Annotated in this window: 7 protein-coding genes; 2 read left to right on the top strand and 5 right to left on the bottom strand. The window is 47.7% G+C overall.

The features are described from left to right. Positions 1-259 precede the first annotated feature (259 nt). The 3 genes from GWG06_RS30260 to GWG06_RS30250 form a co-directional block, all read right to left on the bottom strand. A complete protein-coding gene (locus tag GWG06_RS30260; protein ID WP_160718164.1) occupies positions 260-1,360 on the bottom strand; it encodes a carboxylate-amine ligase in 1,101 nt (366 codons plus the stop codon). A 174-nt stretch (positions 1,361-1,534) separates the two neighbouring features. Beyond that, entirely contained in the window at positions 1,535-2,542 is a 1,008-nt protein-coding gene (locus tag GWG06_RS30255; RefSeq protein ID WP_160718163.1) for an ATP-grasp domain-containing protein, read from the bottom strand. Positions 2,543-2,548: 6 nt separating this feature from the next. Continuing rightward, the gene (locus GWG06_RS30250; protein ID WP_127044581.1) at positions 2,549-3,256 is read right to left on the bottom strand and encodes an esterase family protein; all 708 of its coding nucleotides are present in this window, start codon (positions 3,254-3,256) and stop codon (positions 2,549-2,551) included. A gap of 58 nt (positions 3,257-3,314) precedes the next feature. Between GWG06_RS30250 and GWG06_RS30245 the strand changes: the two genes are divergently transcribed. Beyond that, positions 3,315-4,055, top strand: a complete 741-nt coding sequence (locus GWG06_RS30245; protein ID WP_160718162.1) for an alpha/beta hydrolase — start codon at positions 3,315-3,317, stop codon at positions 4,053-4,055. 104 nt (positions 4,056-4,159) lie between these two features. Here the strand turns inward: GWG06_RS30245 and GWG06_RS30240 are convergent, their stop codons facing one another. Continuing rightward, on the bottom strand, positions 4,160-7,468 hold the full coding sequence (locus GWG06_RS30240; RefSeq protein ID WP_160718161.1) for a TonB-dependent receptor: 3,309 nt from the start codon (positions 7,466-7,468) through the stop codon (positions 4,160-4,162). Positions 7,469-7,890: 422 nt separating this feature from the next. Between GWG06_RS30240 and GWG06_RS30235 the strand changes: the two genes are divergently transcribed. Continuing rightward, positions 7,891-9,093 (top strand): bifunctional 3,4-dihydroxy-2-butanone-4-phosphate synthase/GTP cyclohydrolase II, encoded by a 1,203-nt coding sequence (locus GWG06_RS30235; protein WP_127044405.1) that lies wholly within the window; start codon positions 7,891-7,893, stop codon positions 9,091-9,093. Positions 9,094-9,240: 147 nt separating this feature from the next. Here GWG06_RS30235 and GWG06_RS30230 read toward each other — a convergent pair whose 3' ends face one another. Beyond that, positions 9,241-13,995, bottom strand: coding sequence for a translocation/assembly module TamB domain-containing protein (locus GWG06_RS30230; RefSeq protein WP_160718160.1), 4,755 nt, complete (start codon positions 13,993-13,995; stop codon positions 9,241-9,243). Between the last annotated feature and the right edge of the window lie 320 nt (positions 13,996-14,315).

Genomic DNA, 14,315 nt, shown 5'->3' with positions numbered 1-14,315 from the left:
AGTATCTGTACTCCCTAATTTACGGGCCGCAGATACCGCGTTCTCTTTGCCAGATATTATGCTACGTACTGCTGACAATTTTTGTTTTAAACTGTATTTAACTCGTTTATCCATAAAAATACCCCCCCAAAGTGTCTAACTTTTGGGGGGCATACCAAATGTAGATTGAGGGGGATAACTATTAAATATCACCTTTAATCTGCATTTAGTTCTTCGCTTTTACATTCGTAATTCGTAATTCGCAATTCGTAATTGAAAACTAGCAGTTTTCCAAAAACTGGTCCCTGATATAATTCGTTACATCCGTGAGGCTGTTCGTTTCTTCGAATATCTTCAGTTGCCGGTCTGCGCCGGTGCCGGTTTCCAGCATACGGGTGGTGGCGTTGATAACGTCGCGGCTGCCGAGGTCGTCTACCACATCGTCGATGAAGTCGAGGAGTTCGTATATGAGTGACCGTGTGTTGACTTCAATTTCTTTACCGAAGTCGATGAGGTTGCCATCAATACCGTATCGGGAGGCGCGCCATTTGTTTTCGTTGATGAGGGCGCGGTTGTAGATGATGAAGTTGAGGTTCTGCAGGCGCAGTTTATAGATTTTAGCGCATACGGCCTGGAAGAGCCCTGCCAGGGTGATAGTATCATCAACGGTCATGGGTACGTCGCAGATGCGGAACTCCACGGTGTTGAAGAAGGGATGTACGCGAAGATCCCACCATACCTTTTTGGCATTATCTATACAGTTGGTTTTTACCAGCAGTTTGATGTAGTTATCATATTCTTCAATGCTGGAGAAGTAATCTGGAATACCGGTACGGGGAAATTTGTCAAATACCTTGGTACGGAAGGATTTGAAGCCGGTATTACGACCTTCCCAGAAAGGAGAATTGGTACTGAGGGCAAAGATATGCGGGAGGAAATAACGTACGGAGTTGGCGATATGAATGGCCATTTCACGGTTTTCCATGCCTACGTGTACGTGTAGCCCGAAGATCAGATTGGATCTGGCGGCATCCTGCATTTCATTGACGATTTCGAAATAGCGCGGATGATCCGTGATAAGTTGTTTCTCCCATTTACTGAACGGGTGGGTGCCGGAAGCACCGATACTGAAGCCGAGATCACCTGCAATCTGAGAAATGGTGCGACGCAGCAGGGCTACGTCTGCACGGGCTTCATGGATATTGGCGCAAACCTGGGTGCCTACTTCAACCACCGCCTGATGGAATTCCGCTTTCACCTGGTCGCGTATCACCTTATGGGCCTGTTCTACTATCTTCTGCTCGTGTGACCGGAGTTCCAGGGTATGGGGGTCCATTACCATATATTCTTCTTCTATACCCAGCGTGAACGCCCTGAACATGATGTGTGGTTTTTTTATGTAAAGAGTAAAATTAAGAAGAATTCAATTACGAATTACGAATTGCGAATTACGAATGAGGAGCGAAGATTAAAGCGGATAAAGAATTTACTTATCCGCTTTAATCTTCGCTCCTCATTCGTAATTCGCAATTCGTAATTCGTAATTAAATTCAAATCAGGATTTCTTCTCACTAGCTGTTTTCTTTGCTTTAGGAGCTGCTTTGGTAGTATTGGCTTTCTTCCTGGTGGCTGGTGAGCGGCGGATGAACGCGCCCCAGGTGAGGTTGTCTTTTCCTGGTTTTTGAGCGATGGCTCTTTCAATGGCGTATCTGGCGCTGGTTTCCACCACCCATTCAAAGTTCTCTTCGCCGATGGCGTGAAGATCCGCATCAGGAGCGGGATTACAGAAGTCGATGGCGTATGGTACTTCGCTGCGTACAGCTACTTCTACGGTATTAAAGTCATAGCCCAGGTACTGATTGAGTTGAATTACCTGCTGGCGGATCTGTTCCATCAGGGCAGGGCTGCCGTTGAACTGCGCCTGGTAGCGCTGATGCGGCGCATTGCGCGGATCATAGTGCATGATACGGACGGCAGTGCCGCCAATACAGTAGCAGCGGTAATACTGGCTGAAATCAATTTCTTCCTGCAGCATCATCACCAGTTGCCCGGTTTCCTTATGCAGGCGGAAAAAATCTTCCTTGTCTTCCACCCGGAAAACATTTCTCCATCCGCCGCCATTATAGGGTTTCATATAGGCGGGAAATCCTACATAGTCGAAGATGGTGTTCCAGTCAAACGGATAAATCAGGTTGCGGAAAGATTTATCGGAAGTATTATCCGGCAGGGCGTTAGAGGGGAGAAGTGCGGTGCGGGGCACCTGTACGCCTATCTGCTGGGCGAGGGCATTGTTGAAAAACTTATCGTCGGCACTCCACCAGAACGGATTATTGATAACAGCTGTGCCGGCAAGCGCGGCATTTTTCAGGAAGGCGCGGTAAAACGGCACATCCTGTGATATACGGTCAACGATTACTGCATAGCCGCTGTCAGCGCCCTGCAGCACTTTATCTATTGTCACAGCTTCGGCAAATATGCCGGGTGGATTGATACGGTTTACGCGGTCGGCAAAAGCCTGTGGAAATGTATCTTCCTGTCCGTACAGCATGCCTATTTTTTTCATGACAATTTATTTGATAAGTGATAAATAATGCGGGAGCATTTCGCGCCATACAGGCCAGTCGTGGCTGGTATTGGGACGTATGTCCAGCCAGTGGGAGATGTTTTTGGCGGCTAGTATACCGGACAGGTTTTCGTTCTGTGACCTGGTGACGTCGCTGTCGGCCACACCGAGAATGATGCCCATACGCCATAGGTCGGCATCCTGATTACCGGGCATGAAATCGGTGGGATTGTTATAATATACGTTATCGTCGTAGTAGCCGTCCAGCCGGGATCTGATGTCGAGTACACCGCTGAGGCTGAACAGGTAGGATACTTTTGCCGGGTGCCTGAAGGCGAAGTTGGCAGCATGGTAACCGCCGAAACTGCAGCCTGCAGCCGCGATGCGGTTAAGCCCCGTTTCACTTTCCATGCGCGGCAATATTTCTTCCGTGAGGAGCTTGTCATAACAGGTATGGTTAAACGCCCGGTGTTCGGGAGAAATATTTTTGTTGTACCAGCTGCTGGCATCGATGCTGTCCGGGCAGTAGACTTTTACACGGCCTTCGTTGATGAACCAGCTGATAGCATCGATGAGGCCGCGGTCTTTACTTTCGTAGTAACGGCCCATGGAAGTAGGAAAGAGGAGAAGCGGAAATCCTTTGTCGCCGAACACAAGCATCTCAAATTCCTTTCCCAGATTGGGAGAATGCCATTTGTAGTAGTTTTCAGTCATGGGAAAGTCTTTGCTTAAATTTAAAAAAGATTCCTGGTTTTATTGGTAAATTGTTGGGATGCAGCTGGAAACTTGGCAGGTTAATTCTTTATTACTTCATCGGGAAGTCAGGGTGGATGTGTATTTGCCGGCGCGGCCGCTGGCAGCATTACTGCTGGTGAATGACGGACAGGATATGCCCGCTTTGCCGGCAGATATGCCGGCAGTTTGTGTAGCGGCTATACATGCAGGGCCGCTGCGGCGGCAGGAATACGGTACTGCCGGTGTTATAGACTACCAGGGACAGGGCCGGCTGGCTGGCGTGTATACCCGGTTTGTGCGGAAGGAGTTATTGCCTTTCCTGGAAGAGCGTTATCCGGCACTGCAAGACCTGAAGCGCGCCTGCGCGGGGTTTTCGCTGGGAGGGTTGTCTGCGCTGGATATAGTATGGAATCACCCGGAAATATTCGGGCTGGCAGGCGTGTTCTCCGGAGCCTTGTGGTGGCGCAACCGGCCGCTGGGACAGGGTTACAGCGATGCTGCCAACCGGATCATGCACCGCCGTATCCGGGAAGGCAGGTATCATCCCGGTCTGCAGTTTTTTTTCGAATGCGGCACTGCAGATGAAACAGCCGATCGTAACGGCAATGGTATCATTGACAGCATCGATGATACCAAAGATCTTATTCAGGAACTGGTGAACAAAGGGTATCACCCGGAAAAGGACATCACCTATCTGGAAATCCCCGGTGGCCGCCACGATCAACTCACCTGGCAAACCGCTATGGCCGCTTTTCTCCGCCACCCCTTTTTTATTTGATTATTTGATTATTTGAGATTTTGTATAAAATAAAGAAGCCGCTCTGAACTTCAGAGCGGCTTCTTTATTTTATACAAAATCTCAAATAATCAAATAATCAAATTTTAGAAGATGTATTTCACACCGAGTTGCATACCCCAGGTGCTGAGGTTGGTGCGGAGATCCTGGTAAGGAGTGGTCAGCAGCTCAGAACCTAATGTATTCATGTTATAGGTTACTTTACCGTCTGTTGATACGCTGTTTCTGGAGAGCGGGTTATTGATGGTTACCTGCTGTCTTACGCCCCAGTTTTTGTTCAGGAGGTTAGGCAGGTTCAGCATGTCCACACTCAGCTGCAGGGTATGACGTGTACCACCTTTAGTAGTGATAAAGAAGTCCTGCAGGAAACGTGCATCCAGTCTGTTGTACCAGGGGAGCAGTGCGCTGTTTCTTTCAGCATACTGACCTTTGCGTTTGCTCAGGTATTTGCTGTTGGAGAGGAACTGATCGTAAGCAGCCTGCTGCTGTGCAACGGTGAATAACACCTTGTTGTTTTTGTCCACTAAATCCACAAAAGGAACATCGGAACCTTTGGCGTATACGTACAGCAGATCCGCTGCGTTGTTACCATCGCCATTCAGGTCGCCGTTCACTACGTAAGAGATAGTACCTGCGCTGGTACCTTCGTAGAACAGGGAGAGGGTAGAAGCGAAGTGTTTAGCATATTCCTTTCTGTAGGATACAGAAGCCACGATACGGTGAGGAATAGCGTAAACAGAGTTGTACAGTTCCAGTGCGTTGGAAGTACCTCTTGTTGGGTTGGACTGCCAGATGGAAGCTGCCTGGTTACCCGGGTTAGCAGTTACATCCTTCGCTTTGGTAAAGGTGTAAGCTACGGAACCATACAGGCCGTTGGCAAATGTTTTGGCAACCTGACCGGTGAAGGACATGGAGTAACCCTTGTTGGTGTTCTCCATTACGATAACGGTCGTTTGTTTCGGATTTACGAATTTATCAGAACCGCTTGGATAGAACGGACGGTTATCGCCGTTTGCATCCAGGTTTTTGGTAGGCTCTTTCAGGTTAGCGTTACGCATCTTAACGGCGTTGATGTCTTTCGTGTACATCGCGTCGAAAGTGAAGGTAAAGCCTGCGCCCAGGGTTTTATCAAAACCGATGTTGGTTCTGAACACCTGCGGGAACCTGAAGTTCGGATCAATCAGGGTGAAACCGGCCGGAGCTACTGTTGAAGGAGTAGTCGGGAATTTGCTCAGGTATTTGTTAGGATCAGTGCTGAATTTAATATCAGCCAGATCAGCAGGTTTGTTCAGTGCTACCTGGTTCTGATACATACCACTGTTGGTAGGCATGTTTGTCAGGTAAACGAAAGGTATTTTACCGGTGAAGATACCTGTACCACCACGAACGATGAGGGATTTATCATTCATGACATCCCATCTGAAACCAATTCTTGGAGACAGCAGGATACGGTTTTTAGGCCATTTGCCGGTGTTGTAGTTCTTCATGTTGCCATCCTTGTCAGGGAAAGACAGGGCAGAAATAGCCGGATTTTCCAGCGGCTGTTCCAGGTAGATAGGCATATCAGCACGTAAACCAATTGTCAGATTGAAATTAGGTTTTACGTTCCAGTTGTCCTGGATATAAGCGCCAACCTGACCGATTTTCAGCTCAGCAGAGTAAACCTGCGGTTTGCCCGGAACCAGTGAATAGGTAGTAGCGTAGTATGCAGGTGCTTTATCATCCATGAAGTCCTGTAAGGTATTATAGATATAATAGCTGGAAGAACCTGGCATGAACATATTACCTACTTTCTGGTATTCGTAAGTCAGACCAGCAGTGAAGGTGTGGTTGTCCTTATAGTAGGTAAAGTTATCCGTAACGCTGAAAATGTTATTGATAAGGTCGTTGTTACGGGTAAAAGGATCTGTACCGAAGCTGATGTAGTTTTTACCGGTGCCGTCGAAGATATCAACTGTAGGGAATAAGCTGCCGCCTACAGGTTTACGTGTATCCTGGTTTTTGGTATAGGTCAGGATTAACTGGTTGGATATCTTGTTGGAGAAGGTACTGTTCAGCTCCAGGCTCGCACTTTTTGACCAGTGGTCAGTGATGTAAGTGGAGTTGTTGAAATCCATGGAGTTGTTGCTGAATCTGTTGAACGGTAAGCGGGAAGCACTGATAGTTGTGCCGTTCGGGCCGGTTACAGTAAAGTTACCAACAGTAGAGTTCGGAACGCTGCTACCATTTACCTGGTTCATATCGGAACCTTTAAAATGGGAATATTTGGCAGTCAGTTTATGAACACTGTTGATGTTCCAGTCAATTTTCGCCAGTATTTTATAGTTTTTGGTTTCAAACGCAGGGAAGTTGGAGAAAGATCCCGGATCGTAACCATATTTATTTATCAGGAAATTTGATACTTTCTGCAGCTCGCCTACAGAAGTGTTGGACATGTTGGCTGGCAGCTTACCGGTGAAGTCATCTGGTTTTGGTTGCCAGGTGATACCCGGAGCCAGTCCTTTTTCATATTCACCGCTTACAAAGAAGAACAGTTTGTTTTTGATGATAGCGCCACCGAAGGTACCGCCATAGATTCTGTTTTCTGTATTAGGCAGGGTAAGTTCGTAGTCGTGTACTTTTTTACCGTTGAAGCTCTGGTCACGGTAGTAAGAGTAGGCGCTTCCATGAAATTCGTTGGTACCGCTTTTGGTAACGGCATTAATACCAGCACCGGTAAAACCTGATTGTCTTACATCGAATGGCGCGATATTAACAGAAATTTGATCATAAGCATCTAAGGAGATAGGAGAAGCACCACCGCCTGGCAATGGATCATTGCTCAGACCGAAGTTGTTGTTCAGGTTGGCACCATCTACCTGGAGGTTGTTGTAACGACCATCACGGCCACCGAAGTTGTTACCGTTTGCCTGTGGAGTAAGACGGGTAAAGTCGGTAATGTTACGGGTTACAGTGGGTAAAGTGCTTAACTGACGGGTGTTGATTACTGTAGAGGCGCCGGTTTTGTTCTGACCCAGACGGGTAGATTTTTCACCAACGATGTTAACAGTCTGCAGTTCCTGGCCTGAGTTGAGGGCCTGATTAATTACATAAGCTTCACCAAGGTTGAGGCTGATGCCTTCGAGTACAACGGTTTTATAACCGATGAAAGAGATTTCTACCTTGTAAGGGCCGCCGATACGCATGCCCGGGATGTTGTAGTTACCATCCGCTCTGGTTACTGTGCCATAAATGGTTCCTGAGGGAACGTGGGTGGCTTTAACTGTAGCTCCGATTAGGCCTTCGCCTTTTTCATCTTTGATTCTTCCGGTCATGCTGGAAGTGGTTACCTGACCAAAGGTGACAATCGTGAGTAATAATAAAGAAAATGTTGTGAGTAATTTTCTAAATCCCATGATTAGAGAAGTTTGTTTCATGGCGCAAAGGTGACAAAAATTGTTGGTTAAAATTTAACTCCGAATTAACAAATTGTTAAGCCATGCGAGAAGCCATAAATCTTGATAATAAAAATTGAAGCAATACAAAGGAAATGCGCATTAGCAGAATGTTTGTTCAGGTTTTTCGTTAAAAATTATATTTTCTCAAATGTGTGTTATTGCTAATGCATAAAACCGTTGTCAGCATTGAACTTTAATGCCTTTTTGTTTGTATGTACGCAATAATATTGATGATAAACAATATGTGTTAAAAAATTATCCTGTAATTAACATATTCCCAACGTTTTTTTAGCCATAAAAGTGAATGACTCCATTTATCATTTCCCATACAGAAGTCGTAACTTTGCGCAATTCAACATTTGACCCGGAGGGAATATTATATGTTAGATAAAATAGAAGCAGCAATAGAAGATATAAGGAACGGCAAGCTGGTAATCGTAGTAGATGATGAAGACCGCGAGAATGAAGGCGACTTTATAACTGCAGCGCGTAATGTAACGCCTGAGATCATCAACTTTATGAGTACGCACGGCCGCGGCCTGATCTGCGCCCCGCTGGACGAAAGGCGCTGCGAAGAGCTGGGCCTCGAACTGATGGTGCGTGACAATACTGCATTACATCAAACCCCGTTCACTGTTTCCATCGACCTGTTAGGTCATGGCTGCACCACTGGTATATCTGCGCACGACAGAGCAAAAACGGTACAGGCGCTCATTGATCCGAACACCAAACCGGAAGACCTGGGTAAACCCGGACACATCTTCCCGCTCAAAGCCAAAAGCGGCGGCGTACTGCGCCGTGCCGGCCACACCGAAGCCACCATCGATCTCGCCCGCCTCGCAGGATTTGAACCCGCCGGCGTACTGGTAGAAATCATGAATGAAGACGGCTCCATGGCCCGCCTGCCCCAGCTGCGCGAAATCGCTGATAAGTTTAACCTGAAACTGATCTCCATACAGGATCTCATCACCTACATGCTGAGCACCGAAACCCTGATCGAAGAAGGTGTCAGGGTGCAGATGCCCACCAAATACGGCAACTTCGAACTCATCGCCTTCAAACAGGTGAATTCAGGTGAAATCCATATGGCACTGAAAAAAGGTAACTGGACCAAAGGTGAACCCGTACTTGTACGCGTACACTCCTCCTGCGTTACCGGCGATATCCTCCACTCCCTGCGCTGCGACTGTGGCGAACAACTCCATGCTGCCATGCAGATGGTGGAAAAAGAAGGGAAAGGACTCATATTATATATGAACCAGGAAGGCCGCGGTATCGGTCTTATGAATAAACTGAAAGCCTATAAGCTCCAGGAAGAAGGCCTGGATACCGTTGAAGCCAACATAGAACTGGGCTTCAAAATGGATGAACGTGACTACGGCGTTGGCGCACAAATCCTCCGCCACCTCGATATCACCCAACTCCGCCTCATCACCAACAACCCGCGCAAAAGAGCCGGCCTTAGCGGCTATGGCCTCGAAGTAATAGAAAACGTTCCCATCGAAATTAATCCCAACCCGCATAATGAAAACTACCTGCGGACGAAAAGAGATAAGCTGGGACATGAAATACTGAAGGGATAAAATAATTACGAATTACGAATTGCGAATTACGAATGTAAACGCGAAGAGCTAAACATAGATTAAAGCGGATAACTATTAAATTATCCGCTTTAATCTATGTTTAGCTCTTCGCGTTTACATTCGTAATTCGCAATTCGTAATTCGTAATTATTCTTTAGTCGAATCCTGTCTTATTACTCCCCCTTTGGCTTCTGCGCGTTTCAGGGAATCAAGGAGTGGCATGATACGGCGGCGTGACTGGAACAGTTCACTGAAGCGGTTATATTCCCGGATGTAGGAAATACCCAGACCTGATTTAACACGGTTGTTCTGGTTATATACGTCGTAGTCTGATTTACTGAAGGCGTTGATACGGAAACGTCCGTCGGGAGTAAGGAGGTATTCCAGCCGGAAGTCGCCCGCAAAGCGGTTGCTGTTGGCAGCGGTGGCCGACTTACCCCAATCGTAGTCGCCGCCGGCATATAACCTGAAACGGTTATTGAACAGGTTACTGGTAATGCCCGCGCTCACCTGGTTACGGTCTACCGATGAGCTTTCCTGTCCGGGCCCGCCCAGGTTGTAGGCACGGTAGTTCACGTTGACGCCTATACCGCTTCCTTTCAGCAGGGCGCCGGTAATATTGTTCAGGATGGCAGAGGCCTGGGCGGAAAGCGCCTGCCCTACACTGTTTTTACCGGTAATGCCTACGTTGGCCGCCGCATTGGTGGTGGCGTCATCGGGAAGAAACTGATTGAAGAGCAGCAATCCGTACATCTGCAGCAGCGCCTTGTTCTGATCGTTGTTGATCTCTTTTAGCTTGGCAGCCACCCCGCTTTCATAAGACATGCTTCCTACATCCGGCAGCGCAATGTTATAGGAGATATCCGGTTTCATCAGCGCACCGCGCAGGTTGATGAGCACATCCACTTTTTCCGTGCGGGTAGCCAGTTTATCATTGCTGACCACAGTGGCAGCCTGTCCCAGCAGGTTATACAGACTTACTTTCGGCAGGGAGTATTTGGCGGTGATATTTACTTTAGCTTCCTGCGGATCGCCGTTCCAGGTGATGGTACTGTTCTTTTCTATATCAAATTTCCAGCTGGTGAGCCGCTGGAAGGTAAAGTTGTACGACCCGTTGTTGATTTCATAGTTGCCGAACATGCTGAAATCGCCCTGTGTATTGACAATCAGCTGCAGGTTACCATTACCGTTGGCGGAAATAATATCGCCGGTGGTAGCATCAAGGATCACATCTATCTGGGCATCGGGGTTAGCCGCAATGTCCAGCTTGACGGTCAGTTTTGTATTGTCTTTCTTGCGTTTGGATTCCTTTATTTCTGTACCGTATGTTTTGAACGTGATGTAATCATATTTACCGATGTCTTTACTGTCTGACATCGGCAGGTAGAAATGCGTACCCTTGTTGGGTCTTGCCAGGATATGCATCTGCATATCGTTGATAGGACCGGAGAAATACACTTTTCCGTCTGCAATCACATCTCCGTAAAACAGGTCGCTGCTGTTGGCATCTGTATTCAGAAAGAGGAAATGCCTGCCGGTAACGTCAAAATCGAAATTGAGTTTATCGAAATGATCGTGGCTGATATAGCCGCTGGCGTTACCTTTTGTATTGAACTTATCGATGATGGCGAAGTTGCCGAATTCAATCAGGTTATCGTCTATATTGACATTCAGTTTCGGAATGCGGTAGCGCGTACCGAGGTAGTCTACGGTAACAGCTACGGTGTCCAGGTTCAGGTTACCTTTTACAGAGGGGAGGTCTGTGGTACCGGTAATATTCACTTTTCCTGAAACGGCGCCGGTCAGGTCTGATACGTATCCGGCCAGGTACTTGCTGAGCAGGTTGATGGACATGCTGTTGAGTTGTATGCCGGCGTCAATCGCTTTATTGCTGGCTGATAAGCCAACCTTGCCCTGTGCGAGGAAGCTCTTGCCTTCGTTATCAGACTTCACAATAAAGGTGGCGGTGGAGGTCCGGTGACGGTAGGTGCCGTCAATATTAAGCAGCCCGATGGAATCGTTATCGATGCGCAGCTCGCGGGTTCTCAGGGCAGCGTTGATGTCAAGGTCCTGGGTAGGATCGGTGATATGGATGGTACCGTCTGTAATCCCTTCGATACGGGTGGTAATCAGCTGTGTGGGAATAACGTCTGCCAGATTGAGGTTCTTTAGCGTAACGATGAACCGGGATTCGTCCGGATTGAATTCGTTGGTTTCCACGGTGATGCTCTGGTCATTCCGGGTAACCCGCAGGTTATTGACCGTCAGGAAATGTTTGCTCCAGTATATTTCATTGCCGGGTGTAACATTCCACTGCCGTTCGTTTACCGTAAATGCGCTGTTCAGGAAGTTCACCTTTACGCCTTCAGGTACGGTAACTACGCGGGCATAGAAACCATCCAGAGAGGAGGTGTCCTGGGCCTGTATGTCTACTTTGATGAAGGAGGTATCATGTCCGGAACTCGCCAGTATCAGCGGGTTCTGGAGGATGGTGTTATTACCGGACAGCACTTTTCCGATGCTGGTGCTGATATTGACTTTATTGAAATTACCATCGCCTTTTACCTGCAGGTCCTGAATGCGGTATTGCTGATAGGCGGCTTCCGGAACATTGATATTGAGGGCGAGATTGCCGCCGTTCATGGTATTGAGGGCTCCCTGAATAGCGGTGCCGTCAAATCCGGAGAAGGCGTTGGTAAAGCCTTTCAGCAGTTTGGCTACCTGTCCGAACTGGAAGGCGAAAGTAAAATCTTCCTGAATATTCAGATTGGCAGGAGGGGAGAAGAAGCTGGGATAATATTTATACAGCAGAAGGCGGAAGGCGTCCGGCAGTTCCATTAATTTATAGTTCCCTTTCACGAACCCGGTTACCTCGCTGCCTTCCAGGCTCAGCACCTTGCTGTTGTCCTGCAGGTGTGTGGATATTTTCAGGGAGTCGAATTCCAGCCGTTTGCCGTCTTTGAAAACGGATACTTCGTGCATGCGTGCCACTCCGTCGAAGTTATCGATGTTGTTACCTGCGAAGTTCAGGTCCAGCCTGGCCTGCAGGGTAATGGAGTCGGGAGTGATATGTAATGCCTTGAGATCGCCTTTACGGATTTCCGAGTTGAAATGGAATACGGGCAGGGCTTCGTTGAAGTCAATGGTGCCGGCGAAATCCATATCCAGATTGGGATCGTTGGCTACGAGGGATCCATTGAAAAACTTGCGGCTCATTTCGCCTTTGGTTTTAATGTTCCGGTACGTATAGCCGTAGAGGTTAATACTCTGTACATCTGCATCCACGCTGGCTTTCAATGTTTTGAAGTTGAAGCCGGCTCCGTCTACCTTGGCGTTGAGGGAGAGGGTGGAGATGTTACTGTTATCGAGCAGCGCGCCGATATTGAAGTCGGTAGCAGTTAAGCTACCGGAGTACACCGGTACATCGCGGCTGGTTTTAAAGTTAAGATCGGAGCTGAATTTTCCCAGGTTGGTCTGGAACTGGCCATAGGCCACAAAGTCATTGATAAATCCGGTATAGCTTCCCTGGAACTGGATGGCTGTTAGGCGATCCATGCGGATGGCGTTTACGTCTTTTACAACGGGCAGGATCTGCATCACATCGTTGCCGGTGGTAACGAGTTCCTGTGCGTGGAAGTCGATGAAGGTTTCGTAAATGTCAGGCAGACCGCGCATTTCAAAGCTCCCTTTGAGGCGGGTGGTAGTACCGGCCTGCAGGTCAATTTCAGGCGCTTTCAGGTTGCTGACAGGTCCGCGGGCCCGCCCGGTAAGGGTGATTTCCTTTTTCCAGGTAGACAGTGGCGGGGCAAAGTAGGCGATATCATCGGATGACAGCTTACAGTTTTTGAAGTTCGCCTGCATAAACACACTGTTGATATAGTCGTTCATGTCATCGAAGTCTGCGTACTGCATCGTGTAGTAGTCACCGATATGGCTTCGGTTGGTCTGCAGGTCCAGCTGGGAAAATTCCATTTCCACCGGCGACATTTTAAATCTGCTGGTGAGTTTCTTCACTTCAAAGCCGGACCGTTCTTTGGTGCTGAGGGTAAGGTCGCCGATGATACTGTCTTTCACCAGGCTGGTATTGGTCAGCGAGAGATTTATTTCCCCGAAGCGGATATGATGTGGTGCAAAATAACCCGGTACAATGGCAGTCGTATCATCCGGCTGGTCAACGCCAAGCAGCCCGTTTTTGATGGTCAGCTCTTTCACCAGCATTCTCCAGTTGCCGTCGTTCCAGCGTAACCCTTGCTGCTGTGCTGTATCCTGTGGGGCTGCGGCAGGGTGGGGCCTTTTTTTACGCAGGGGTGAGGAGGAATAACTGCGAAGGATAAACGAAGGCCGGTCCAGCAGCAGTTCCTGTATATCGATGTTATGTTTTTGGAGATCCAGGTTTTTGGCGTCCAGGAAGATGCGTTTGGCATAACCCTGCATATCTTCTCCCACCCAGGCGTCTACCTGGTTGATGTAGATATTGCGGAGATCGATCTTTTTGAGATCCAGGGAGATACCGCCGGAAGATTTTTTCTTTGGGGCAGGGGCCGGCGATGCAAAGGCTTCTTCCAGAAAGTGATAATTCCAGACAGAGTCGTTGCGTGGCCGCAGGAGATTAATCCTGGCATTTTCCAGCCCGATGAATTTAATAACCGGTTTGTCCTGGAAAAAGAACCAGTCCGTAATACGCACCTGCAGCTTACCTGCATACAGCAGTGTGTCTTTGTGCTGATCTTCAATCAGGGCGCCTTCCAGCTGCATGCTGTTAAACAGCCGCAGGGTGACGCGGTCTATTTCCACACGAGTCCTGAGCTGACGGGATAACCGGGAAGTCACTTCATGTACCAGCAGATTCTGTACAGCAGGGATATTCACCAGTATTCCTATCAATATAATCAGGCCTAACAAACACAATAAAATGATAGATAATATTTTCCGTACTTTTTTCAGGCCGTAAAGTTTATCCGGCAAAAATAATTAATAGTTGTCAGTCAATGATATCTGAAACCGGGAAAAGATAAATATGCTGAAAAAATAATTTGAAATGACCAGGTACACCTGTTAGTAAATATTTGTCATGTTATTGTAATGATGATTCGCCGGAAAAGATAAGCAGCAGCTTTTGTTTTAATACTTAAAGTTTTCAAGTATTGATTACTGTGGCCTTTATGGGTATTGCATTCCTGCTTTTATACTTGCTTTGATGTTTAAACATATAGTTATCATGT

This window comes from Chitinophaga solisilvae (genome assembly GCF_009928525.1).
Classification (GTDB): domain Bacteria; phylum Bacteroidota; class Bacteroidia; order Chitinophagales; family Chitinophagaceae; genus Chitinophaga; species Chitinophaga solisilvae.
This window is presented reverse-complemented; position numbering and strand designations above follow the sequence as displayed.

Coding starts and splice junctions, on each gene's coding strand:
- GWG06_RS30250 (WP_127044581.1), bottom strand. CDS start 3,256: ATGACTGAAAACTACTACAAATGGCATTCTCCCAATCTGGGAAAGGAA.
- GWG06_RS30245 (WP_160718162.1), top strand. CDS start 3,315: ATGCAGCTGGAAACTTGGCAGGTTAATTCTTTATTACTTCATCGGGAA.
- GWG06_RS30260 (WP_160718164.1), bottom strand. CDS start 1,360: ATGTTCAGGGCGTTCACGCTGGGTATAGAAGAAGAATATATGGTAATG.
- GWG06_RS30255 (WP_160718163.1), bottom strand. CDS start 2,542: ATGAAAAAAATAGGCATGCTGTACGGACAGGAAGATACATTTCCACAG.
- GWG06_RS30235 (WP_127044405.1), top strand. CDS start 7,891: ATGTTAGATAAAATAGAAGCAGCAATAGAAGATATAAGGAACGGCAAG.
- GWG06_RS30240 (WP_160718161.1), bottom strand. CDS start 7,468: ATGGGATTTAGAAAATTACTCACAACATTTTCTTTATTATTACTCACG.